The organism is Acidobacteriota bacterium (assembly GCA_038040445.1).
In the GTDB taxonomy this organism is placed as follows: domain Bacteria; phylum Acidobacteriota; class Blastocatellia; order UBA7656; family UBA7656; genus Onstottus_A; species Onstottus_A frigus.
Genome location: JBBPIG010000026.1, coordinates 21,229 through 45,758 on the forward strand (window position 1 = coordinate 21,229; position 24,530 = coordinate 45,758).

24 protein-coding genes are annotated in these 24,530 nt (G+C 57.4%); 10 read left to right on the forward strand and 14 right to left on the reverse strand.

Going from position 1 to position 24,530, the window contains the following annotated elements; translation table 11 throughout:
* Positions 1 to 28: 28 nt before the first annotated feature.
* The 7 genes from AABO57_23100 to dprA all read right to left on the reverse strand — a co-directional run bounded on the left by AABO57_23100 (position 29) and on the right by dprA (position 9,601).
* Entirely contained in the window at positions 29 to 487 is a 459-nt protein-coding gene (locus AABO57_23100; protein ID MEK6288616.1) for a nuclear transport factor 2 family protein, read from the reverse strand.
* A 660-nt stretch (positions 488 to 1,147) separates the two neighbouring features.
* The gene (locus tag AABO57_23105) at positions 1,148 to 2,173 is read right to left on the reverse strand and encodes a thymidylate synthase (GenBank protein MEK6288617.1); all 1,026 of its coding nucleotides are present in this window, start codon (positions 2,171 to 2,173) and stop codon (positions 1,148 to 1,150) included.
* A gap of 324 nt (positions 2,174 to 2,497) precedes the next feature.
* Complete coding sequence (locus tag AABO57_23110; protein ID MEK6288618.1) at positions 2,498 to 3,604, reverse strand: AI-2E family transporter; 1,107 nt, start codon at positions 3,602 to 3,604, stop codon at positions 2,498 to 2,500.
* A gap of 143 nt (positions 3,605 to 3,747) precedes the next feature.
* Positions 3,748 to 6,240: a type I DNA topoisomerase gene (gene topA, locus AABO57_23115; protein MEK6288619.1), complete on the reverse strand. Its 2,493-nt coding sequence runs from the start codon at positions 6,238 to 6,240 to the stop codon at positions 3,748 to 3,750.
* 323 nt (positions 6,241 to 6,563) lie between these two features.
* Positions 6,564 to 7,124, reverse strand: coding sequence for a Uma2 family endonuclease (locus AABO57_23120; protein ID MEK6288620.1), 561 nt, complete (start codon positions 7,122 to 7,124; stop codon positions 6,564 to 6,566).
* Positions 7,125 to 7,199: 75 nt separating this feature from the next.
* Positions 7,200 to 8,294 carry a redoxin domain-containing protein gene (locus tag AABO57_23125; protein ID MEK6288621.1) on the reverse strand — a complete coding sequence of 365 codons (1,095 nt, stop codon included), beginning with the start codon at positions 8,292 to 8,294 and terminating at the stop codon, positions 7,200 to 7,202.
* A 170-nt stretch (positions 8,295 to 8,464) separates the two neighbouring features.
* Entirely contained in the window at positions 8,465 to 9,601 is a 1,137-nt protein-coding gene (dprA, locus tag AABO57_23130) for a DNA-processing protein DprA (protein ID MEK6288622.1), read from the reverse strand.
* 240 nt (positions 9,602 to 9,841) lie between these two features.
* Here dprA and AABO57_23135 point away from each other — a divergent pair, with 240 nt between their 5' ends.
* The 5 genes from AABO57_23135 (at position 9,842) to AABO57_23155 (ending at position 13,421) form a co-directional block, all read left to right on the forward strand.
* Positions 9,842 to 10,084, forward strand: coding sequence for a hypothetical protein (locus AABO57_23135; protein ID MEK6288623.1), 243 nt, complete (start codon positions 9,842 to 9,844; stop codon positions 10,082 to 10,084).
* 29 nt (positions 10,085 to 10,113) lie between these two features.
* The gene (locus AABO57_23140) at positions 10,114 to 10,365 is read left to right on the forward strand and encodes a hypothetical protein (GenBank protein ID MEK6288624.1); all 252 of its coding nucleotides are present in this window, start codon (positions 10,114 to 10,116) and stop codon (positions 10,363 to 10,365) included.
* Between the two features lie 171 nt (positions 10,366 to 10,536).
* Positions 10,537 to 10,887, forward strand: a complete 351-nt coding sequence (ytxJ, locus tag AABO57_23145) for a bacillithiol system redox-active protein YtxJ (GenBank protein MEK6288625.1) — start codon at positions 10,537 to 10,539, stop codon at positions 10,885 to 10,887.
* Positions 10,888 to 10,943: 56 nt separating this feature from the next.
* Positions 10,944 to 12,641 (forward strand): hypothetical protein, encoded by a 1,698-nt coding sequence (locus AABO57_23150; GenBank protein MEK6288626.1) that lies wholly within the window; start codon positions 10,944 to 10,946, stop codon positions 12,639 to 12,641.
* A gap of 99 nt (positions 12,642 to 12,740) precedes the next feature.
* Positions 12,741 to 13,421: a hypothetical protein gene (locus AABO57_23155; protein MEK6288627.1), complete on the forward strand. Its 681-nt coding sequence runs from the start codon at positions 12,741 to 12,743 to the stop codon at positions 13,419 to 13,421.
* 2 nt (positions 13,422 to 13,423) lie between these two features.
* Here the strand turns inward: AABO57_23155 and AABO57_23160 are convergent, their stop codons facing one another.
* Positions 13,424 to 14,380: a CPBP family intramembrane glutamic endopeptidase gene (locus AABO57_23160; protein MEK6288628.1), complete on the reverse strand. Its 957-nt coding sequence runs from the start codon at positions 14,378 to 14,380 to the stop codon at positions 13,424 to 13,426.
* A gap of 215 nt (positions 14,381 to 14,595) precedes the next feature.
* On the opposite strand from AABO57_23160, the gene AABO57_23165 reads away from it, so the two are divergent.
* Together AABO57_23165 and AABO57_23170 are read left to right on the forward strand one after the other, a co-directional pair.
* The gene (locus AABO57_23165) at positions 14,596 to 14,904 is read left to right on the forward strand and encodes a type II toxin-antitoxin system Phd/YefM family antitoxin (protein ID MEK6288629.1); all 309 of its coding nucleotides are present in this window, start codon (positions 14,596 to 14,598) and stop codon (positions 14,902 to 14,904) included.
* A complete protein-coding gene (locus AABO57_23170) occupies positions 14,901 to 15,215 on the forward strand; it encodes a type II toxin-antitoxin system RelE/ParE family toxin (GenBank protein ID MEK6288630.1) in 315 nt (104 codons plus the stop codon). Before AABO57_23165 ends, AABO57_23170 begins: the two co-directional genes overlap by 4 nt.
* A 44-nt stretch (positions 15,216 to 15,259) precedes the next feature.
* Here the strand turns inward: AABO57_23170 and AABO57_23175 are convergent, their stop codons facing one another.
* From AABO57_23175 to AABO57_23195, 5 genes are all read right to left on the reverse strand, one after another.
* Positions 15,260 to 16,027, reverse strand: coding sequence for a lysophospholipid acyltransferase family protein (locus AABO57_23175; protein ID MEK6288631.1), 768 nt, complete (start codon positions 16,025 to 16,027; stop codon positions 15,260 to 15,262).
* Between the two features lie 218 nt (positions 16,028 to 16,245).
* Positions 16,246 to 16,710, reverse strand: coding sequence for an NUDIX hydrolase (locus tag AABO57_23180; protein ID MEK6288632.1), 465 nt, complete (start codon positions 16,708 to 16,710; stop codon positions 16,246 to 16,248).
* A gap of 161 nt (positions 16,711 to 16,871) precedes the next feature.
* On the reverse strand, positions 16,872 to 18,191 hold the full coding sequence (locus tag AABO57_23185; GenBank protein MEK6288633.1) for a folylpolyglutamate synthase/dihydrofolate synthase family protein: 1,320 nt from the start codon (positions 18,189 to 18,191) through the stop codon (positions 16,872 to 16,874).
* Between the two features lie 164 nt (positions 18,192 to 18,355).
* Positions 18,356 to 19,234, reverse strand: coding sequence for an acetyl-CoA carboxylase, carboxyltransferase subunit beta (gene accD, locus AABO57_23190; GenBank protein ID MEK6288634.1), 879 nt, complete (start codon positions 19,232 to 19,234; stop codon positions 18,356 to 18,358).
* A gap of 77 nt (positions 19,235 to 19,311) precedes the next feature.
* Positions 19,312 to 19,869, reverse strand: a complete 558-nt coding sequence (locus AABO57_23195) for a cob(I)yrinic acid a,c-diamide adenosyltransferase (GenBank protein MEK6288635.1) — start codon at positions 19,867 to 19,869, stop codon at positions 19,312 to 19,314.
* 306 nt (positions 19,870 to 20,175) lie between these two features.
* Between AABO57_23195 and AABO57_23200 the strand changes: the two genes are divergently transcribed.
* Positions 20,176 to 21,441, forward strand: coding sequence for a homoserine dehydrogenase (locus AABO57_23200; GenBank protein ID MEK6288636.1), 1,266 nt, complete (start codon positions 20,176 to 20,178; stop codon positions 21,439 to 21,441).
* A gap of 202 nt (positions 21,442 to 21,643) precedes the next feature.
* The gene (locus tag AABO57_23205) at positions 21,644 to 22,867 is read left to right on the forward strand and encodes an aspartate kinase (GenBank protein MEK6288637.1); all 1,224 of its coding nucleotides are present in this window, start codon (positions 21,644 to 21,646) and stop codon (positions 22,865 to 22,867) included.
* Positions 22,868 to 22,891: 24 nt separating this feature from the next.
* Here the strand turns inward: AABO57_23205 and pyrE are convergent, their stop codons facing one another.
* Positions 22,892 to 23,467 carry an orotate phosphoribosyltransferase gene (pyrE, locus tag AABO57_23210; protein MEK6288638.1) on the reverse strand — a complete coding sequence of 192 codons (576 nt, stop codon included), beginning with the start codon at positions 23,465 to 23,467 and terminating at the stop codon, positions 22,892 to 22,894.
* A 160-nt stretch (positions 23,468 to 23,627) separates the two neighbouring features.
* Between pyrE and AABO57_23215 the strand changes: the two genes are divergently transcribed.
* A complete protein-coding gene (locus tag AABO57_23215; GenBank protein MEK6288639.1) occupies positions 23,628 to 24,236 on the forward strand; it encodes a molybdenum cofactor guanylyltransferase in 609 nt (202 codons plus the stop codon).
* Positions 24,237 to 24,530 lie beyond the last annotated feature (294 nt).

Below are 24,530 nucleotides of genomic sequence, written 5' to 3' on the forward strand. Positions count from 1 at the left end.
TACGTCAATTTACGTCCACTTGAGGCAATTACTGCGCGACGCCAACTTGAGCGGAGACCGTCGCGATTCTGTCTGCCAGCACCTTGATTGCTTGAGGATTCCTTTGGGCAGCAGTTGGTCTTGGAGTACCGACCGACGCGCAATGCAGATGAACGACTTTCCAATCACCGTTTTCCTTCTTCCAGATAGTGCTCTGGCGCAAGACGGTAACCACCTGCGATTGCGTTATCTCCAAGAGTTGCATCAGGACCGCTGTCTCGTCCATTACCTGGACATCGCTTTTCAGCACGTCCACTTTACGCTTTTCCTTGAGGAGTTTCTTGAAGTTCGCTTCATAGGCCGCACGTCCTTTGAAGGGTTCAGTGGAGCCGATCGTGTAGATGCTGGCGTCTTCAGCGAAGTTTTCGAAATAGTCGGTTCCCTTCTCGTAGGTTGAGTTAAATCGTTCGATTCGTTTTTCGAGTCCTGGATCCTTTCGGGTTGCCATAATCTTGCCTCCTGGTTTACGCCAATCTGGTTGTTGAGAGGATTCGTTGACGCGAGGCTTACGCAGCGTGAGTCACACGTAAACGATGGGTTTCGGAACGTCCATAACATACTCCGATCGCGCAAGAGTGTCAACAACAATCGGTTCTTTTTACTACATAGTCTAAACCGTTGGTATATTGCTGAGGCGATGTATTCTCATCGTCCGGCGAACCGACCCTTCAAGGCTACTATTTATCGGTGTCATTGTAACCTCGATAGAAAACCTTACCCTTCCCTCCAAGAATGCACAATTCTGAGGGCTTGCAACCGGAGCGATCGCAATTAGCTCAATCAATCAGAACCTCGAAAATGCATACTTTTCTACCTTCAGAAATTAAGGAAAGCATCAGCCGGAGAGAGGCGCAATAGTACTCAAGGCGCGGCGGCCGGAACATTGGATTCAAGTGGGTCGTGCGAAGAGGCGCCGCTCAGTCGCTTTATGGAGGTAATTTCACTTTTATGCTGCGCGGATTTCACACACTATGGTGGACCTCATACGCCAGCGCTCCCAATTCTCTATTGCGCTCTGCTTCGGGGGAGGGGCCGGCGTGCGGCTCGGGCCGGCCTGAAGTGAAAAGCGGCGCGGCTGGTCGTCGAGCGCTCAATACGAGAGCCCGACTTAGAAAGCTGTGCTCTTGGACGCTGCCTGCCAGTGCCGTCGCATCATCATTTGCAAAGGCACCGGCAATCTTTCCAGAGCAGCGTTGTTTTGGTCTTCGGTGAGGCTGTGGAGCCAATGTCCGAGGACGACGAGCTTCGAATGGCGAGCGAACTCCGATCCGCCCTCACCGGCTTGCAGCATATCGAGAAGCGAGCGGACGTCACGCGCGCGCCCCACGGAACGAGCGCGTTCTTCGAATTCCAGAACCTCCGCAAGCTCAAGCTCGCTCCCGTCTGCGCGGCCGAACTCAATTGAGCGCAAGGGGTTGCCGAGCACCCGCTCCGCGAACTCACGTTCCTTTTGGTAGATGTGAAACGTGCCACAGATGTGCCGGTAGGTACCCACAGCCGCGCCGACCCGCGCAGCCATGACGCACTGCAACATCATAAAAAGAAATGCGTCATACGGAAGGATTAGCAGGGCGTGTTGCGCACGCATGTAGGTGATAGAATGGAGGCGTCCATCGCGGAGGAAGTACTGGAGTCCTATACAACAGGGGTACTCACGCGAGCGTTGAACGTTATCGCCGGCATCGCAGATAGCTGCGAAAGTTCGTCGGCTCGAGGTGTCCACTCGCAACCGTTCGACGATGGCGTCGATCTGGTCGATCTCATCACGATATCGGAAGAGGCGCTTCCCGAAAGCGCCCGACAAACTGATTCCGTCATCGGAGAAATTCCGTGCCTCTGGGTGATAGGACTGAAGGCGTTCAAGGTCGTTGGAGCCAGCTAGAGTCCACAAGAATGAGCCGACGCAATACGGCAGCCGCAGCGGACGCGCGTCCGAATCAACAAGGCAGGCAAAAGGGTTCGTAACTTCGAACGAATAGCCAATCATTTCGATTGAAGGCCGGTCGGCGCACCCGAACCCTGATGCCGGAGAAGTCGGCTCCCGCACCGACGGCACGGGATGTCCGTCCTGAAGGAGATCCAGGAGGCCATGTCGATACGCGGCAGCCAAGTCCGGATGTGAATTCATTGCCATGGAGCCTCTTTTGATCTACCCGCAATTGAGCGGCCAGGGGCGGGCCTTGCTAGAAAACTGCAGCCACTTGACGGCTTCGCCCGTGCGGCTTAACGGCGGCGGCATCATAGCACGATCTATAAGGCTGCGAAAGTAGGCAGCGTTTCGTTTCAATTCAAATAGAATCTCAGTTTCGAAAACGCTCTGTGCGCTCTCTGCTCAGTTCCGATAGGCAGAGACGGTCATGGCCAGACATCCTGAGGATCGCAGAACAGGTTTGACAGGGTCTCTTAGCGACCTGAGTCACGGCGAATGCATTCCTGCCAGCTTCGAGGGTTTGGATAGCTAGCGCGTCGTCTCTTCATCGTTGCCCGCGAGCGCGCCGGCATTCTCCTCGCGCCAAGACGCGCTCCACGAGCGCCCTTCATCTCTCAGCATCCTGAGCAGCGTGATGGTGACTGCCAGAATCACAGGACCTATGAACAGGCCCAGGAAGCCAAACGCGCTTACGCCGCCGAACACGGCAAAGAAAATCAGCAGCGTGTGCATCTGCACTCGACCGCTGATCAAGTAGGGTCTGAGGAAGTTGTCGATCGTGCCCACGACGAACGCTCCCCAGACAACCAGAATAACCGCCCAGACCCAACTGCCGCTCGCCAGCAGATAGATCGAAGCCGGCACCCACACCGCCGCTGTGCCAACCACCGGCAGCAATGCGAAGAAGGACGCGACAACGCCCCACAAAACCGGCGAAGGAACTCCCGAAAACCAGAGCATCAATCCGACCAACGTGCCTTGAACCGCGGCAACCGCCAATCCGCCATAGACCGTCCCGATGATCGTGTTTTCCATTCCGCCGAAAAGCCTTTCAACCTGATCGCTGCTGAGCGGCAAGATCGCGGCAACTCGCCTGCGCATGGATCTGCCATCGAGAAAGAGAAAGAAGAGCGTGAAGACAGTGATCACCGAGTTCACAATAAACGAAGTCACCCCCCCGACGATCATCCAACCTTCGGCAACCAGGAACGCACTAACCTCCCTCAATCTGCTGAGCACCGACGCGCGCAGGTCGAACTTCGATAAGTCGACAAAGCGCCCGGCCCACTGCATCGGCCGTTCGAGCAGTTGGCTGACGAACGGGCTCAAGCCGCCGCTCTCGGTGCTTTTCTGATCGATGAGAACGTACAACGCCTCGATCTCTTCCTTGATGGCCAGCACAATCGCAATCGCCGGAAGGATGATCAACAGAACGATGATGCTCGTCGATATGAGCGCGGACAGGCCCGGGCGGCGAAGCGCCCGCTGGATCTTGTCGTGCACTGGAAAGAAGACCACCGCGATCACGACGGCTGAGAGAAGCGGCTTCAAGAAAGGCCGAAAGAGGAGATAAGAAAAGTACAAAGCGACGGCGGTCATCGCGGACAGGAAGATGATTGTGATTCGCTTTTTCACGATCCGGCTCTCAGGTCTTCGCAGTGACTGTATGGAATTCGAAGCGGGTTCTATTCGTGGGAACCCCGATTGTCAATGATTGTCGGAACGTCGGCGCCAGCCCCGGGCGCGGAGCGATCAACGCGGAATGCGAGAGACGCGCATCAAGCTGTTTGCAGCGACGGTTTCTCTTCCGTCTCGGCGGCGTCAACCTCGGGAACGGCTTCTTTGTACTTGCAGCCTTCCGCTCGGCATTGAAGGTCGCGCGTGCCGTCCTTCTTGACCTTCTCGACAATGAAGCGCGCGCCGCAGTCGGGGCACGATTGCGCAAGCGGCTTATCCCAAAGCGTGAACTTGCAAGCAGGATAGTTGCCGCAGCCGTAAAAAGTTCCGCGCTTGCTCTTCTTGACCACCAGCTCGCCTTCGCCGCATTCGGGGCAGCTCACGCCAACTGTTTCCTGCTTTATGTACTTGCACTTCGGATAATTCGAGCAAGCGGCGAAGGGGCCGTAACGGCCTTGCTTGAGCACAAGATGCTGGCCGCATTTCGGACACGCCTCTTCCAGCACGACGTCGGGCGCAGCAAACTTGCCGTCCTTTTGAATCTTTCGAGTGGTCTTGCATTCAGGATAACCGGTGCACGCGAGGAACTGCCCGAAGCGGCCGCGCTTCATCGCCATCGGGCGTCCGCAGTTGTCGCAAATCTCTTCGGCGGCTTCCGCGTGAGCTTCTTCGCCGGCCTCGTCGTGAGCCTTCGGAATATCCCGAGTCGTCTTGCACTCGGGGTAGTTGGTGCATGCGAGGAACTCGCCGAAGCGGCCGAACTTCTTAGCCATCGGCGAGCCGCAGTTCTCACACTTCTCGTCGGTGATGATCTCCTGGCGCTTCACGTCGCGCATATGAAGCTTCGCGACTTCAAGATCCTTAGTGAACTTCTCGTAGAACTCCGCCAGCGTTTCGGTCCATCCCATCTTGCCGTCTTCGATCTCGTCCAACTCCTCTTCCATGTGCGCGGTGTACTCGACGTTGAACAGATCGTCGAAGCTCTCGACCAGCAGATCGTTGACTATTATCCCAAGCTCGGTCGGATAGAAGCGGCCTTCCTTGCGCTGCGCGTATTCGCGGTCCTGAATCACGGTCATTATCGACGCGTAAGTGGAAGGCCGTCCGATTCCCTTCTCTTCCAGCGCTTTCACCAACGTCGCTTCGGTGTAGCGCGGCGGCGGCTCGGTGAAGTGCTGTTCGTCGACCAGACTATTGAGCGCAAGCCGCTCGCCTTCTTCGACCAACGGCAGCTTGTGAGTTTGCTCCTCGTCCTCAGCGTCCTTCTCATCTTTGCCTTCTTCGTAGACCGCGAGGAAACCGTTGAACTTGATGACCGACCCGGTCGCGCGAAACAGGTATCTCGGCCCCGCGCTTATGTCGATCGTCGTTTGATCGAAAAGAGCCGGCATCATCTGAGACGCAACGAAGCGCTGCCAGATCAGCTTGTACAGCGCAAGCTCATCCTTGCCCAGGAAGCTCGCAACCGAATCAGGCGTGCGCATAGCCGACGTCGGGCGAATCGCTTCGTGAGCGTCCTGCGCGCCTTTCTTCGAGCGATAGAACACGGCCTTCTCAGGCAGATACTCCGGGCCGAATTGAGTGGTGATCAGGTCTCGCACTTCGACGAGAGCGGAATCGGCCACTCGCGTCGAATCGGTCCGCATGTAGGTGATCAATCCGACCAATCCTTCATCGCCGATCTCAATGCCCTCGTACAGCTTTTGCGCGATCTGCATCGCCCTCTTCACAGGAAACCGGAGCTTGCGCGAAGCCTCTTGTTGGAGCTTGGACGTGATGAACGGCGGAACCGGATTGCGCTTCTTCTCTTTTGTCGCAACTGAAGCGACGATGAACTGCTGCTGCTCGATCTCGGCAAGCAAATCCTTTGCTTGTTTCTCTTCCTTGATGTGAATCTCGGACGCCTTGAGCTCTTCGCCGAAATCCGAAGCCTTCACCGACTTGTCGTCGATTCGAAGCAGGCGCGAGTCGAAAGCGGGAGGAAGCTTTGCCGACAGGTTCGCGATGATGGTCCAGTACTCGGTTGCAGTGAACGCTTCGATCTCGCGCTCACGCTCTACGACCAGACGCACCGCGACCGATTGGACGCGGCCGGCCGAGAGTCCGCGTCGCACCTTGTCCCACAGCAAAGGGCTGACCTGATAACCGACTATTCGATCGAGCAGCCGCCGCGCTTGCTGGGCGTTCACGAGGTTCTCATCTATGTCGATGGGATGCTTGAACGATTCTTGAATCGCTGTTTTGGTGATCTCGTTGAACATCACACGGCGGACCGTCTTTCGGTTCTTGCCGCGGCCTTCGAGCTCTTCCTTGATGTGCCAGCCTATGGCCTCGCCTTCGCGGTCAGGGTCGGTCGCGACATAGATCGTGTCGGCGTCTTTCGCGGCTGCCTTCAGTTCTCGGATTACCTTTTCTTTGCCGGGAATCACCTCATAGGTGGGCTCGAAGTTGTTGTCGAAGTCGATGCCGATGCCCTTCTTTGGAAGGTCCTTGATGTGGCCGACCGAAGCTAGAACCTTGTACCCGGCGCCGAGGTACTTATTGATTGTCTTTGCTTTTGAAGGAGACTCAACAACAACAAGCGCTTTTGCCATAACTAGAATACCACTCAACCCGAGAAGCGAACCGCCTCAGATAGCTTTCTGACCGGACCTCCAAACTTCCGACTTTACAGTTGTGCGTTTTGGCGTGTCAAGCACAGCCACCTTCAGACGGTAGGTTAACAGTCCGTTGCGGTCCTTAAGTTCTTCTTCATCGTTCGTCTTCATCCGAGAGCGTGGGGCATCGGGCCTCTCGAGGGGTTTCAAGCAGGCGCCGATCATCAGTAAGGCCAACGCTCTCTGGAGAGTTGGTTAGTACCAATAGCCGCCGCCGCGCGTCCAATCGCATCACCGTCCTTACTTCGTGCAACCGCCGATCAGCCAAGTAGGTCTTCAACTCTGCAGGAAAGCCCGGGGATTGTCGGTGATGTCAGGGTCTTGCCGCGCTTCAGTCGTTGGATCTTTTGGTACTTCCCATTCTTCGGCCGCGAGTGAACCTCAATGACGTCTTTTCGCAGAACCATCAACCAAGCCTCCGGCATACCCGCGCGAGCATACAGCGGCAGCTTCACGTTGCGATCGTAATCGACAGAAGTGTCGGCTACTTCGATCACCACTAACACATCCTCAGCCGTCGGATGCGAGTTGGAGTAAAAGTCCTTGCGGGGCTTGAGCAACGCGAGGTCCGGCTGGGGCTCCGATAAATCATTAAGTCGAATGGGGTCCTGCACGCTGACTATTGCGACGTCACCAAGCTTGCGATTAAGAAAGGAGCTTGATCGCTTTACTGTTCCGCCATGGGTGCTGCTAATTGGGCTCATCTCAATGATCTCTCCCTCGATCAGCTCAACATGGGAGTCCTCGGAAAGGAGCCCGACTTCAGCCATCCGGTGATACTCATGAACGTTGAAGTAGTGCTTCTGAAATTGAACCGACATGTGCTTTATCCTCGCGCTCGGCGCAGCCCTAACCGCCTTTGACGTATCGGATGATACCACGGCATGGCAGCGGACTCAGTCGGAGGCCGCCGTCTTCGCCACCATCTTCACTTGTTTCCGGATCGCGTCCTCGAGGTTCCCCGTTCGCTCCCAACTCGACCCGCTGGTGCGGAACCGCACGATGCCCTCGTGGTCGATCAGGATGTAGGTCGGAAATGCGCGCACGTCGAACGCCCGCTGTACCCGTCGCTCGCGATCCAAATACTGCGGCCAGGCCATCTGGTTCTTGGCAGTGAAGGCCCGCCACTTTTCCCCTTCGGTGTCCGAGCTGATCCCGATCATCACAAATGAAGGCTCCTTCACGTACTTCTTGTGCAGGTTACGCAGCGACGGCACCGACTCCACACAAGGAGGACACCAAGTCCCCCAGAAATCCAACAGCACCACTTTGCCTTGCAGGTCCTCGAGCTCGATGTACTGGCCGTCCGATGTGGTAATAGAAAACTCCGGGGCGTAGTTCTCGCGGGCTCGCCGCGGGTTCTCGATCATCTTGCGCGCCCTGTCGACGTCGGTCCCGCGTGGCTGTAGCTCCACGTATTTCTTAAGCTCGGCGATGCCCTCCTGGTCGCGCCCTTGCTGCATCAGCGTGAAGCCGAGGTTGTAGTGAACAATGGGCAGGTCGTCATTGAGTGCCAGCCCCTCCCGAAATGCCGCCTCCGCTTCCTGCAGTTTTTTCTGATCCTTGGCCCCCGATTGCCATTGGAGCGCGACCCCCTTTAGGTTGTACGCCTGAGCTCGAAGCTGGGTATCACTTCCCCCGAGCTCGATCGCCCTGTCGCAGCTTTCGACTACGTTCTTATATGCCTCCAAACCTTGATAGGCTTCAGCCATCAAGAAAAAGCACTCGGGCGATTTCTTGTCTCGCATCTCGTTCGCGCGTTTGAAGCTCTTCAGCGCCTCTTCGTATCGACGCCGCTGGAGGAACTGGCGCCCCTTCTCCAGTTCATCTTCGTAGGCCACGTCGTCCCGCTGGGCCTGGGCAATCGACCCTTTCGCCCCCGGGCTTACCACCGGTTCCAGAAACACCAGCAGACCTATTCCTAGTCCGATCGCCAGCAGGCGCAACCACAGCGCGACGCGTCGCCCAACGCCTACTATCACTGTCTCCATAGTAGTGCCCTCCCGTGCCTGCACGTCATATTGGACTCTCAGCGAGTTCACTCCGAGACTCCGAGTGTATTGTCCACGGACTGAACCGTCTTGCAAAACCATCCTTCACCTTCTGACTCAGCCTCCCAGCCATTGCTCCGCTGCGCTCCCATTCGTGGACCGACCCTTTATTACATCCGCTTCACAAAGCTCTTTCCCGGAAGTTGCCTTATTCGATCCAGCATCTCGAGCTTTAGCAACGCCCCCATCAACTCGCCTGATCCCAAACCGGCTTTAGTGATCAACTGATCGATGTGAACGGCCTCGTCGCTGTTTAGCATCTTGAGCACCCTGCGCTCCGAATCCGACAGCGCGACTTCATCAAGAACTCTCTGCGCTACGCGGGTCTCGCCGCGCTCGGCCGAAAGAATCGCCGCCTTCATTTCGGCGGGTAGCTCTTCAACCACGTCGCGCCAGGTTTGAACCAGTTTCGCCCCATCCTTGATCAGATAGTTAGGGCCGAAACTCTTGGCCGACGTGATGTTCCCCGGAACCGCGAACACGTCGCGTCCCTGCTCATAAGCGAGCCGCGCCGTAATCAATGAGCCGCTGCGCTCCGCGCCCTCGACGACCATCACTCCAAGCGCAAGGCCGCTGATCACTCGATTGCGAAACGGAAAGTTCTGCGACACCGGAGGCGTCGTCAGGGGAAACTCGGTCACCAGCGCTCCTTGCTCGGCGATGCGAGCGGCGAGCTTGCGGTTCTCTTTCGGATAAACCGCGTCGAGGCCTGTCCCCATAACTCCGACCGTCAGCCCGCCGCCATCAAGCGCGCCTCGGTGCGCAGCCGAGTCGATGCCGCGAGCGAGTCCGGAGACTATCGTGACGCCCCGCTCGGCAAGCTCTCGCGAAAGCTTCTCGGCAACATTGCGTCCATAAGTCGAGCATCGCCGCGAGCCGACTATCGCTACCGCCGGTTGGGATAACGCGGTCGCGAACGCACCCAGAAAGTAAATCACGATGGGTGGATCGTACGTTTCGCGAAGCAGCGCGGGGTATCGCTCGTCGTTCAGAATCAGCGCTTCTCCGCCTAGCCCCGCAAGCTGTTCGATCTCGCGAGTGGCTTTCTCGCGCGGCTCGGAGCTCTTGATCGCCTCGATAGTCTCGCGCCTAAGGCCCGCGGATTCGAGAGAGTGAGCGCTGGCATCGAATACAGATGTAGGCGAGCCGAATCTGTCGATCAGCATTGCCGCCGTCCGCGAGCCTACACCGACGATGAAGCTGAGCGCGATCCAATCACGAACTGAGTTTTGCGATTCTGAGGACATCGACTAAAGCTTTTTCAGCGCAAGCGAAGAACAAGATGTACCCAGGAGTGATTAGTTTCGGCTATCGCCGCGCCGTACGTGGAACATAAGGCCGCCCGATTCTATCGCTTTTGAGTTATTAGTCAAGCGATGTTTATGACACCGGACAGCCCGGGCGCCGCCTTTTTGCGACAGGGGTGATTGAAGGCAACCGTGACGTGCTAGAATGAAGCTCGAATCGTGATAACCAGAGGAGGTCAGATGACAGATGTTCGTAAAATGAAAGCAAGAGTCGAGGCCGCAATCAAACGAGCCGATCCCAAAGCGATGACCGGCACCTTCTACGATGACGCGAGCGACCGGCTCTTCGTTACTATCGTCAAAGGGTCACGAAAGATTTCTGTGGCTTTGCGAGGACGGGACTTTGGAAACGGCGACGCGAAAAGGATCGACACCGCGATCGAGGATGGGCTCAGACGCCTCGAACTCACACCGATCGGCTGATGCTTTCAGCCCGATCATTCATCCCTTGAATGCGATTCGAATACAGAGTGACCGTGTTGGAGGAACTCGCGCGCCACGGCATCATTCCCGGAGACGACACTCCGCCCGAGTTGATTCACGACTTCGTAAACGCCTTATACCTGTTCGAGATTCGGCGGCTCAGAGGACGTCTGAGAGCCGGGTTGATAGCTAAGGTCGAATACGCACCCCAGGTCGAAGCGCTTCGCAACCGTTATCCAATACTATCGCTGCCAATTCGATTTTGGACCGAACCTGGGTGACCAATGCGCGTCCGCGCGAATTTCCTTGCTGGACCCAACTACGAAAACAAACAAACGCGGCGGATCAACACGGTTGTCGGACCCACCTAAAAGCCGCGTGCGGCCGCTCGCCTTGCGCTGTCTTCCGTGGGACTGTAAGAATCAAAGGTATCGTGGATGCGGGGAGCGGCGATGAGTGATAACCTGCAGGAGCTACGCAGCATCGAGGAGTTCGAGGCAGCATTGGCGGAGTCCGTCGCTCGGCCGGTGCTCTTCTTCAAGCACAGCCTGACCTGCCCAATCAGCACGCGCGCCTTTAGCGAACTGCAGTCTTATCTCACCAACGCGGACCCGCGGATCAGCTATAAGCTGATCACCGTTCAGAATGCCCGCGAGGTGTCCGACGAAGCTGCTTCCAGATTGCGGCTCGAGCATCATTCACCTCAGGCGATTCTAGTTCGAAACGGCCGCGAACTTTGGAGCGCATCCCACTACGAGATAACAGCGTCGGCGTTAGAGCAGGCCATACGAACCACGGATTGAAGCTGCCGTTACCTCGCTTGACCAGTCGAACGTTTTCACGATAATCATCCGGTGACGTGATAACCAAGAAACTGAGCCCTCACCTCGACAAGTTTCTGCTGGCTTCAATCTTCGCAGTTCTCTCCGCATCCACCGTACTATGGACGCTCCGTGACCGGACCCCAGCTCCGTGGGACCCGGCTGATCACCTCAGATACGCCTACGACTACTATCGGCTGCTGGCGCACGCGGACTTCTCCGGTTTTGCAAGAGATCTATTCACGACTCGACACTATTACGCGCCGTTCGTCCACCTGGTGAGCGCCGTCGTGTTCTTGACTCTCGGAGCTTCCAAGCTGACCGGCATTGGCGTAAACCTGCTGTCGCTGGCGGCGTTGTTGTGGGCGGTCGCCTCGATCTCACGGCGGCTCTACGGCGCCACCAACGGTAGCGTCACATCGTCGCCGCCGCTTGCATTGAGCGTGTTGCCGGCGCTCCTGGCGGCTTGTTATCACTTCAGCGCGTGGTTGATGCACGATGCTTTCCTGGACTTTCCATTGACCGCCGTGGTGACGGTCACCTTCGCCTTGCTGATTCGCGCAGATGACTTTCGGGTAAGACGCGACGCGCTATCGTTCGCAGTAGCCGCGGGAATCGGAATGCTCATCAAGCAAACCTTCGCGTTCTTCCTGGTGTTGCCTGCGATATATGTCCTGATCCGCGTGCTGCGAACGCGCGACCGTCGAGCAATCCTGAACCTCGCGCTCGCCCTGGCGGTTTTGATTCTGATAGCGGCGGTCTGGTACGGACCGCACTTGCAGGATGTGATCGCGATCTACCGCGAGAACCAACATGCCGCGGCAAATGAGAACGAAGCGCCGCTGTTCACCTTCGATTCAAATTTCTTTTACGTTCACGCTTTGATAAGCATGCAGATGCAGTTGCCCCTGGCGGTGATTTTTGCCGTCGGGTTGGTGTACTCGCTGGTGCGCTGCCGCAATCAGAGCGTCATTCTGTACCTGTGGATTCTGAGCGGAATAGCATGCTTCGCGATGGTAGCCAACAAAGACGTTCGCTACACCGCGCCGATTCTTCCGGCAGCCGCGCTGCTTTCGGTGTGCTGGCTCCGGGAGTTCAGGCCGCGGATGGCGGACGTCAAAACAGCAACCAGAAAAGCGGCCGGCGCGTTGAAAGCGGCTCTGGTAGCCGCTATCGCAACGTGGGCGCTGGTGAGCTTCTTCAACGCGCAGTGGCCGAAGCCGGGCTGGGGCACGGCGATTGACACGCCTCGCTATCGCTGGATGGTGTTCGCAAGAAACTACTACGGCTTCGACCATCGTCCGCTGGATGATGATTGGAGCGTCCCTGACATTGTTCGCGCGGTGGCAAACCTCGGGAAAAAGGATTCGATGGCATCAGGCGCTTTGGCAGCCGGCGAGGCGCCGCCGGTTCTCGGAGTCGTGGTGAACCTGCCTTACTTGAACCCGTCCAGTGTGGCGCTCTACGCTCGTCTGCTCACCAACGAGCGAGCCGGGCCCCCGTTGATAGACGTTCGATGGGTCGTTGAGCCCTCGATGATCGAGCGCATCGACGACTGCGACTACGTTCTGGTTCGTACAGGGCTCGACAAAGCGGATTGGGTGGCACCGGTGGAACGCAACGTCGAGCGGCTGATGCTCGAGATTCCAAATCAATTCACAAGAGTGACAAGCTTCCCGATTCCGCTCAACGACGCGGAAGCGGTCATCTACAGACGCGAGAAGGATCGAAGATAGCGGATAGAAGATAGAGGATCGAAGATAGAGGTTCCATCTTCTATCTTCTATCCTCTATCTTCGATTCTCTGAACTCCATGCTCTTTTTCGGACGGAGACATGAACTTCAATACTATGTGGGGCGCGCCGGCTCCCGGCGGAATACCAACAAAGAAGGATTTCACAAAACGCGAGTGGGAGATTGTGCAAAGCCACCGCACGCCCGCGCGGGTGCAACAATTCTTAAGGACAATTCCTTATAACCGCGAGCTCGATGGAGAAACCTGCCATTCGTTTCGTCGTCTCATGCAAGAGAATCGCGCTCACTGCCTGGAAGGCGCGCTGGCGGCCGCAGTGATCCTCGAGCAGCACGGGTACCCGCCGATTCTTGTCAGCATCGAGTCGCAAGACAAGCTCGACCACGTGCTGCTGTTGTTCAAGAGCAAAGGCGGCATCGGTTCCGTTGCTCGATCGCGGGACATCGGACTGCACGGGCGCAAGCCTGTGTTTCGAACGGTGCGCGATCTGGTAATGAGCTACTTCGAGCCTTACATCGACAAGACTGGAAGACTCACCGGCTATGCGGTTGCGAATTTGTACGAACTGGGGATCTACGACTGGAGGTTCTCGATGCGCAACGTGCGAAAGGTCGAGCGATACCTGCAAGAGATCCCACACACTCCGGTTCATTCATCAGACGCGCGGTATGAAAAGGCGCGCCGCCGCTACTTCGAGTTTCACAGGCGCCACCCCGACCGCTCGCCGGATTATTTTGCCAATCGAGGGCAATGGCTGGCGTGACATCACGATCCTTTGTTTACCAGAATGATCATCGAGAAAAACGCGTTGTTGAGCGTATGTATCAACACGCACGGAAGGATGGATTTGGTCCTGGCCCGTATGACTGTGAGCGCCAGGCTCAACAGGGTCAGCCCGGCGACGGACACCCAGGCGCCAAAATACTGCAGTACGTGAACTCCCGCGAACATTACAGTCACGAGCAAAACGGTTGCGCTCACACCGAGAGAGCGGCGAAGCGCCGAGAACAGGACACCGCGATACACGGTCTCCTCAACCAGCGGCGCCGTGAAAGTCGCAAGCACCGCGATTGCTATTCGGACCTGTTGCGATGACTTGAGCAACTCAGCGAAAGAATTCTCTTCCGACTGAGGCAGAAACCGCGATAGCAGTTGAGACACCAAAAGTAGCGCGACAATTACACACGCTGAGAACACCGCCCAGTACCAGAATGAATGCCCCGCCCAGTTCCAGCCGAGGCTGGACCAGAATGGCCGCTCGCCGAGCTTCGTCACTACCGCCCAACAGACCGCAAGCGTGATCCCGTGAGCGACGATTGTGGATAGCACCTGCACGAGCAGAAGGTTTGGCGACTTCAGCCACTCGATCAACTGTTCTTTGTCGACCAGACTTGGAAGCGGCGCGCCCCGAGCCTGCTCGATCAGATACCAGGCTATCACCGCGATGATAGGGATCAAGATGATCGTTGCGACGCTGGCTACCCAAACACCTATGCCGCTCAGCGGTCCCCATCGGGGATTGTCAGGGTCGGGCGGGACCTCTTCTTGCGAAAACGGAGTAAGGCCGATTGGCGCAGACGACTCCGCTTGAGCATCGTCCGAAGCCTGATGAGAACTTGCAACGGCGCATAGGCTGCACAGCCCATCGGCTTGAAACTGATTTTTGTTTAGAAGAGCGCCACAAACTCGGCAGCTTTCGGCGGACGCGAGTTGATCGACCATCGTGAAAATAGAAGTAACATTCTTTGTCGGCTAGTGGCAAATAGTATTGAGGAAGCGCCAACCTGGATACGCACCAGTCAGATTGTCATAATCGCCGGACTCCATCAGGCCGTTGCGCGAGAGGATGCTCTCACTCGATCGCGGCTGGAAAGGATGCATGGTTAGATGTATAGTCAACCGTGCATACAACACTGCATCAGAGGACAGAAACAGCTATGAAAAAGATCATTCCGATTACCGATCTTCAGCGACAAGCCGGGCAGATTATCGGCGGCGTTGTCTCGTCCGACGAGCCAGTCATCATAACTCAGCGTGGGCGTCCAGCGGCGGTTCTGCTTTCTGCTCGACGCTACTCACAGCTCGAGGAAGATCTAGAGAGGCTTGACGAGCTCGAGTTGGTCGAAGCGGTCGCCCGCGCACACGCCGCTCTATCCAAAGGTCAGACGATCTCTCACGCGCAGGTTAAAGCGCGGATCGAGAAACGGCACAACATGGCCTCACCGCGTAAGAGGCGCGCGCGATGAGCGCCGACATTGAGTGGGTCGACCCGGCGTTCGAGAAGCTCGAAGCTTTACCCTCAACTATGGCCTTCGAGATAATTCGCCGCGTCAACCTTTTGGCCGCTTTTCCTGAGATGGGCGTTTCTCTACACAGCCGCTATCCGCAGCTCAGAAACTGCCGGCAATTGATCGTGGGCGCTTCGTACAGAATCATCTATGCGTTCGACGCCGTTGCCGGGTCGGTTTACATCCTCGTACTGCAGCACTGCCGCCAGCGGCTTCCCAACGTCGCCGAGCTTAGATTCAGACGAAGCCTCAAGCAGGACGCGGAATAGGTTCACCCCATCGCCTCAAGGTCTTTTCTGCGGGCCGCTCGTAGTTAAGCGCCCAGGCTGGCAGCCTCTTTCTCCTCGCTAGGCGCAGCTTTCAGGTTGGCTTCAATGGCCGCGCGCGTTTGCTCGATGAGTGCCGTAAGGTTTTTATCGGAGTATTTTCGTGTATCGATCGGCTTTCCGATGATCACATCGACCCTTCCCGGACGCGGCGCAAGCGTAGTCTTTGGCAGAAGCTTGAACGTTCCGCGGATCGACACCGGGACTATGGGCACACCTGCTCGCACGGCGATCTTAAATGCGCCTTGCTTAAACTCCTGGAGCCGCCCGTCCGGGGTGCGCGTCCCTTCAGGAAAAACCGCGAGCGATTTGCCCGCGCGCACACCTTCGATCACCCCGCGCAAGCTCTTCGCCGTCTTGCGCGGATCGCTGCGGTCAATGGGAAAGTTGCCGGCGGTCCATAAGTGCCATCCCATGAACGGCACGTAGAACAGCTCCCTCTTCGCCATTATTCGAAATTGATGAGGCAGGTAAGCGAACAACGCCGGAATGTCGATCAGGCTCGAGTGGTTAGCCATGTAGACGTAGTTCTGATCGGCGCTCACGTTTTCGGTTCCGTATACCCGGATGCTAGAGAAGATGCTCCAAGCGATGAGCCGGCACCACCACCTGGCGCACCAATGCTGCATCGCGCCCGTGCTATCGAACGGCCAGAGCAACAGCGAGATCGTCGCCATAACCACCGTGTGCGTATACCACAGCAGATTGGCGAACGGCGCCCAGAGATAAACTAGAATTGTCTTCAGATTGTTCAAAGTCTGATTCTCAGTTGGTCTTTCTGCCGTACCACATTGGTCTTTCTCCGGCCGTAACACATTGGCGACAGATTAATTTGTACTAGAGTGCAGGTCAGGATCACAGGTCGGGAAGGGTGGTTTACCCCCGCTGTTTTGGGCCAACCTCACAGCCGGAGCGGGGGTAAACCACCCTTCCCAACCTGTGATCCTGCCGTGGTTCTTGGTCCTGGCGCATTTCACTTCTTTGACCGAACAAACGGCGCGGCAAGCAGTATCGCCACGATCGACTTTGCGTCATCTATCTCGCCGGACTGCACGCGCGCCAATGCTTCCGCAAAGGGCATACGCACAATCTCAATCTCTTCGTCATCGTCGAGATGCTGCTCTGAAGCTTCAAGACCCGTCGCGAGGTAAACAAACAGCCGTTCTTCGCAGTAACCCGGCGCTACATTGAACTCACCGATCTTGCGAAGCTCGGTTGCTCGATAACCCAACTCCTCCTCGAGCTCTCTTGCCGCCGTTTCTTCAGGCGTATGACCCGGCTCGATGCGACCCGCTGCGATCTCCAGCGAGTAGCGCCCGAGCGGATAACGCCACTGCTTCACCAACGCCACGCTGCCATCCTCAAAGACAGGCAGGGTTCCCGCGCCCCCGTTGTGGTGGACGATTTCAATCTCTACCTCTCCCTTCGCTTCAGACATGAAGCGACTCAGCGAGAGATCGAGAATCTTCCCGCGATGAACGTACTCACGTTTTATCAATTCGTGCGACATATGTGTTAGGAAACCGTGATGCGTGACCGGACCGACAGTCGAAGTGCACGTTAATCAGACTCATCCGGTCACGAATCACGCATCACTCTTCACATCACCGCGCTTTGCGAATCAGCTTCCTCCATCAGCCTCTTCACTTCACCAACAAGATGGAGCGAACCTGCCACGCACACCAACCCATCGGGCGGCGTCACGCTGCGCGCCCACGACAGCGCCTGCCTGACGGTCTCCGCGAAGATCACGTTCCGCGATGCCTTGAGCGCGGCTTCACCCAGTCGAGCGTTGTCAGCCGCGCGGCTGTCTCTGACTCGTGTAAGCACGATGGTTCGGGCGGCATCGAAAAGCTCGGCCGCCATCCGTCCGATGTCTTTGTCGCTCATCGCTCCGAACACAAGGGTGATCGGACCGGTCGCGAACTCATCGAGGTAGGCCCGCAGCGCGCGGGCGCCCGCCGGGTTGTGTGCTCCATCCAGCAGGACTGCCGGTCGATCGTCGATTAACTCCAGCCGCCCGGGCCAGCTTACTTCACGCAGCCCGTTGATTATCGCCTCGCGCGTTATCGGAAAGCCCGATTCATTCAGCAGCTCTGCCGCCTCGATCGCCGCAGCGGCGTTATCAGCCTGATGCCGCCCTCTTAAGCCCAGCGTGATTCGAGTGTAGTTCGTGTGAGATGACTCATAGTCGAAGGTCACCCGTCCGAACTCATTTGGTTTGATCGCGGCCGGCTGGTTTGCAAACACCGGAAGCACGCCGGTCTCGAGGCAGCGGCGCATCAACACTTCGCCGGCCGCCTGGTGTTGCTGGCGGCCTATCACCGCCCGAACTCCTGGTACGATGATCGCAGCTTTCTCCGGGGCGATCTCCTCGATCGTGTTGCCGAGTATGTTCTGATGATCGAGATCGATCGAGGTTACCACTGAGACGATTCTATCGACCGCGTTTGTCGCGTCGAGCCGCCCTCCCAGGCCTATCTCCAGAATCGCCAGCTCTGCTCCGAACTGTTGAAAGTAGCAGAGTGCTATAGCGGTGACCTGCTCGAAGAAAGTAGGGTGGGCCGCCAGTTGACCTTCAGCGACCAGGACCTCGCTCACTGCGCGAACGGCCGAAGCAAGCCTCGCGAAATCGGTCTGCGAAATCTCGCGACCGCAATAGCGCATGCGCTCCTGAATGCGGATCAAATGAGGCGATGTGAACAACGCGCAGCGATGACTGGCAGCGCGGGCTATCGAGTCAATCATCGCGGCGACTGATCCTTTACCGTTGGTCCCCGCGACGATGACCGACTTAAACGAGCGCTCGGGATGCCCGAGTCTCTCCAGCAGGAGACTTATGCTCTCGAGCCGGAACTTCGCTGCAAGCACCTCGTGCCCGAGCGAGTATAGGTACCTGATTGATGTCGCGAAATCCATCTCAATCTCCCAGGTTACCGAGATCGTTGAGACTTAATTTACCGCAGAGGCGCGGAGAACGCAGAACTCACGCAGAGAATCCTCACTTATCTCTGCGCGGCCTCTGTTCTCCGCGCCTCCGCGGTGAATATGAGTGTGTCTGATTCCGTACGGCTGCGGATCATCTAGCTCTTGTCGCGCGCCAAAGGCTTTCCGTTTTGACTCATGAAGTCGAGCGAGTGCAGGATGAAATCCCTCAAATCTTTTCTTTCAACAACCGCATCGAGCATCCCGTGTTCCAGCAAGAACTCGGCGCGTTGAAACCCTTCGGGTAGCTTTTGTTTTATCGTCTGCTCGATCACTCGCGGCCCGGCGAAACCGATCTGCGCTCCCGGCTCAGCGATGTTGAGGTCGCCCAGCATCGCGAAGCTCGCGGTGACTCCGCCAGTCGTCGGATCGGTCAGCACCGAGATAAACGGGACGCGGGCTTCGTCCAGCCGCGCGAGCGCCGCAGAGATCTTCGCCATCTGCATCAGCGAGATCGCGCCCTCCTGCATGCGAGCGCCGCCCGAGGCCGAGAACACTACCAGCGCCGATCGGGTCTCGATCGCAAGCTCAATCGCCCGCGTGATCTTTTCGCCGACGACTGTGCCCATCGATCCACCTATGAACGACAGCTCCATTGCGCAGACGATCGCCGGGCGCCCGCCGACCGTGCCCTGAGCAGTGATAAGGGCGTCCAGTAGCCCGGTGCCCGCCTGCATCCCACGAAGCCGTGTGCGATAGCTCTTCGTGTCGATGAAGTTTAGCGGGTCGGTCGAGGACAGCCCCGCGTCAATCTCGATCCACTCGGCGTCGTCCAGAGTCAGCTTCAATCGCTCGACGGCGCTGATTCTGCGGTGATGACCGCACCTCGGGCAGACGCTGAGGTTCTCTTCGACTTCGCGCTTGAGGAGCATTTCCTCACAGCCCTGGCACTTCACGAACAGTCCTTCTGTTCGGACGGTTCGTTCCTCCTTCTCGTCGGGCCGCCTGGGCCTGTCTTTTTTCTTGAACCAGGTCATCAGCAGGTTTCGGGTTCGGGGTTCAGGGGTTCGGGGTTTAGGGTTAACCCGGAACTCTGAACTCTGAACCCTGAACCTTATTTGCTCCTCTTGCTGAAATCGGTCATCTTCTCCGGAACACCCGCGCGATGATTGACCACTCTTGCAAGGATGAACAAGAGATCAGAAAGACGATTTAGATACACAATAGTCTCAGAGTTCAACTGCTGGGTTTCAGATAAGGCGACGGCACGGCGCTCAGCACGTCTGGCGACCGTGCGCGCGAGGTGCAGAGCGGCGCCCGCTTCGGAGCCTCCCGGGAGAATAAATTCCTTGAGCGGCTCGAGTTCCGCAAGAAACCGGTCGGCCAATTCCTCGAGGTTCTTGATGAAGGATTCACCAATGCGCGGGACATCAATCTCCGCGGGGCTCGCCAGATCCGCGCCAAGCGTGAACAGATCGTTCTGAATCAGGCCAAGCACCTCGTCCATCTCTTTGTCTGCAATATGAGCGCGCACCATGCCAATCACACAATTCAACTCGTCGACATCTCCGTAAGCGTCGACTCGCAAGCTGGCCTTGCTCACGCGCTCGCCTCCCACAAGAGAGGTCTGCCCCTGGTCGCCTGTCCTCGTGTAGACCCTGCTGATTCGCATTGGTGTTCCGGTTGAAGTGAGAACTCATTCTAGGCGCGCGGTGTGGCGAAGTCAAAGTTGCGGGTTTCGGGTTCAGGGTTCAGGGTTCTGGGTTCCGGGTTCAGGGTTCAGGGTTCCGAGTTCAGGGTTCAGGGTTTCTAGATTCCGGTTCAGGTTCGGCGCCAGCTTCGCGCTTGGGTTATTGGTAAGTACGGAAACCTGAAATCTAAGCGTACCAGAAACCCTGAACCCTGAACTCGAAACCTCAAGAAGTTGCGTGGGCTCGCGGATGTCGGCTACTCTCGCATATCCGCGGAGCGAGAACTGATGGCCCGGATAACGATAGGCATACTCGGATTGGGCACGGTCGGCACCGGTGTCGTCAAGCTGCTCTCGAGCGACCCTCGCTTCAGAGTCAAGTGGGTTGCCGTGCGCGACAAACTGAAGCCGCGCGACGTAGATCTGTCGTCGATACGAGTGACCGACCAGCCGAACGATGTAGTCAACGACCCTGAGGTGGAAATAGTCGTCGAAGTAGCCGGCGGCCTCGACCACATCTACGAGTCGATCAAGCGCGCCATCGACAACGGCAAACACATAGTCACCGCCAACAAAGAAATGATCGCCAGGCACGGCTCGGAGATCTTCAATCTCGCTCATCGCAACAACGTAACCGTGCTGTTCGAAGCGGCAGTCGGCGGCGGAATCCCGCTGATCTCTACCATACAACGCGGGCTGCAAGCGAACGAGATATCCAGCGTGGCGGGGATATTGAATGGCACGACCAACTACATTCTCACGGCGATGGAAGCGCGCGGCCAAAGCTTTGATGAAGCGCTCGCCGGCGCGCAGCAACTCGGATTCGCCGAGGCCGATCCGACCAACGACGTCGAGGGATTCGACGTAGCCTACAAGATTACCATCCTTGCTTCACTCGCATTTGGCCGGTTCGTGGACGCGAGCCAGGTTCATCGCCAGGGCATCACGCGAATAACCGATCTCGATATCGCGATGGCCAGCGAATTCGGATATCGAATCAAGATGATCGGGCTGGCGCGGCGCGGCAACGGTTGTCTCGACGTGCGTGCGCATCCGATGCTGGTGCCGATTCATCATCTCCTCGCGGCGGTGGAAGGCGCAAACAACGCCATCTTCATCAGCGGGAGTGCGGTGGGCGAAGTGATGCTGGTCGGCCCGGGCGCGGGGCAGATGCCGACGGCGAGCGCCATTGTCGGAGACTTGATCAATCTGGCAAGCGCATTGAGACTCCCGGACTTCGCGCCGTATTTTCAGCCGTCGATCGATTCTGAAGAGTTCCCGCTGTGCTCAATCGAAGACAGCGAGAGCGCGTTCTACATTCGGCTGGAAACAGAGGACACGCCCGGGGTGATCGGGAACATCGGACATGCACTTGGAGGGCATCAAGTGAGTCTGCACAGCTTGCTGCAACGCGGGGTCCCGCAGTCGGGACCGGCCACAATCATCTTGCTCACGCATCGGGCGAGTGAGCGCAACGTCGCTCGAGCAATCAAGGAGATCGAAGCGCAGGCGTCGACCAGGCAAGTGGGAGTTGTGCTGAGAGTGTTCGAATGAACCGAGGGTTCAGGGTTCGGGGTTCAGGGTTCAGCGTTTTTGGTTTCTGGTTTCCGGTTTCTGGTCCTCGTTTCTGGTTTAGATTTCAGGGCTCTGTATTACCAATAGCCCAAGCGCGAAACTCACCCGGACCTGAAGCCGAAACGAGAAACCAGAAACCCGGGACTCTGAACCCTGAACCCGGAACCGTTTTTCGGTTTTTATGATTGTTCAAAAGTTCGGTGGAACATCCGTCAAGTCTGTCGCGCGCATTAAGAACGTTGCCGGCATCATCGCGGGCGCGGCCGCTAGCGACTCAGTCGTCGCCGTTGTTTCGGCAATGGGCGATACGACCGACTATTTGGTTAAGCTCGCGCAACAGGCGAGCAACTCGCCCATTCGCCGTGAGCTTGATGCGCTGCTTGCGACGGGTGAGCAGATATCTGCTGCGCTTGTTGCTATGGCTCTCAATGATTTGAATGCACGAGCTGTGTCGCTGACGGGAGCGCAGCTTGGCATAACTACCGAAAGCATCCACACAGCCGCAAGAATCGTGGACATCAACACTGACCGGCTCCGCCGTCATTTGGCTGACGGGTTCATCGTCGTTGCAGCGGGGTTTCAGGGCACAACTACTGAAGGCGATACGACAACGCTGGGCCGCGGTGGCTCGGACACGACTGCGGTTGCGCTTGCGGCCGCGCTCGGCGCGTCGGCGTGCGACATCTTCACCGACGTGAGTGGAGTGTACACCGCTGATCCCAACCTCGTGCCGTCGGCGCGACTGTTGAAAGAGATCTCATACGAGGAGATGCTCGAGATGGCCAGGGTCGGCGCGCAGGTGCTTCACCCTCGCGCGGTCGAGCTCGCGCGAAAACACAGGATTCCGGTTAGGGTGAGAAATACTTTCGACCCCGGCCACCAGGGAACGATTCTCAAAGGAGCTGACGAGATGGAAATCTACCGGCCAGTGAGCGGTGTGACGGTCGATCGGGACCAGGCGAGGCTGGCGATTTTGAAGGTGCCCGATCGCCCGGGCGTCGCCGGTGAAATCTTCGGCTCGCTGGCCGAGCATCGCGTGAGCGTGGATATGATCATCCAGGCGTTTCACGAAGACCGCTTGGTCAACGACATCACCTTCACGGTCAAACGCAGCGACCTTGGCGTAGCGCGGCAGGCGCTCGAAGAGGCGGCGTCACGAACAGGAGCAGAGGGCGTGCTTGCGGATGAAGGCGTGGCGAAGGTGAGCATCGTCGGAGCCGGGCTGATGGACCAACCGGACATTGCAGCTCGAATGTTCTCAGCGCTCGGCCGAGCGGGAATCAACATCAAGATGATCTCGACATCGGAGATTAGGATAAGTTGTGTTGTTAGCGACAAAGAGGCCGAACGCGCTGTTAATCTGGTTCACGACCTCTTTCACCTTGATGAACAGCAATCGACCTGACTTAACAGTACCAGCGACTGAAATCTATGTCCTGCTCCCCGGTTTCGTTAAGGGAACTTTTTCCTTGCACAGTGGACATTCAGACGGATCGTAGGAAGCCACGTCGAGTGTCAGCAGCGACTGGCGCCTCACACCGACATCGACGCCGCCGCCGCTTCGATCTACCATCGAGCCGGCGCCGAGGACGACGCCGTCCGCATTGATCACCGCTTCGATGGTCTCGCGAGTCGAGCCTCCCGTGGTGACGACGTCCTCGACTACGAGGACGCGCTCACCTCGACTCAATCGGAAGCCGCGTCGAAGAGTCATCACGCCTGCCTCGCGTTCCGTGAAAAGCGCCCGCGCTCCAATCGCCCGGGCGGTCTCATGAGCGACGACTATCCCGCCGATGGCCGGAGCGACAACCGCGTCCACCCGGTCGTCGCAAAACTTCGCGGCAAGCTCGCGGCCGACGAACTCTGCGTGCTCAGGGTATTGAAGAACGAGCGCACATTGCAAATAGCGTGAGCTGTGCAAACCGGACGTAAGTTGAAAGTGGCCCTCCAACAACGCGCCGGTTTGTTGAAAGATTTCGAGTAGATGCCGTGCTGTGTCGATCATATCGCTACCGTCGGGTAGATCTGGAGCTCACCGACTTGCTTCGCCAGTAACAGTACCAAACAAAGCTTTTTGAGCAAACGTTCTTTTGTCGGAAGAAGTCTTTTGAGCGGTCGTTCGGAGGCTCCGAAATCTATTTGCGCTGTTATACTCCGTGACCAAGATGATCGAGGCGATGGGATTCATCACCGCTGGCGGCCGAAGTTCGCGCATGGGCAAGGACAAAGCCTGGCTTGAGCTCGGCGGACGACCTTTGATCGAGCACGTGATCGCCGCGCTCGAGCCGGTCACAACGCGCGTTGCGATTATTGCCAACAGCCCTGAGTACGCCCGGCTCGGCTTTCCAGTCTTCGCCGACAGCCAGGCTGGCATCGGTCCGCTCGAAGCGATACGCACGGCGCTGGCAAGCGCGGACACATCACGGATTGTCTTGGCCGGTTGCGATCTTCCGTTTGTTACGGCCGAGCTGTTTAAGTTCTTGTTGAGTATTCCAGGAAGTCAACAAGCGATAGTACCGGTTGGTGCTGATGGAAAACTCGAACCCCTTTGCGCAATCTACAGTTCGGAGGCACTACCCGCCGTAACAGGCCTTATCGCGCGAGACAAGAAAAAGATCAGTCTTCTTTTCGATCAAATCCCGACACGGCTTGTAGCGTTTGAGGAACTGAGGCATCTCGCAGGCTCGCCGCTATTCTTCGAGAACGTCAACACACCTGAAGACTACGCACGGATTAGTGCGAGCCTCCCGCCGCGCAGGCCCACGGACTCTTGAAGTGAGCCTCGACGTGAGCCTTAAGAAAACCCTTGCAATTACCTTGAACAGTTGCTTATACTTGCGACCGCTTCGACCCCTCACGAGCCTCACGGACTACAAGAGGGTGTGAGTGCTGTCAGCATCAAGCTTTGGTTGAAGGCATCATCAGGTCGCCGAGAGTCACTCCAACTCGAGCTTAGATTAGCGTAGAGGAATCAGGGATGTCATTTTTTTGCAGGTTGAGCAGAAGGCACTACTGGTGCACCCCGCACCGGTCGGCGGATAAGCGATTAGTTCAAGTCTGCTACGAGT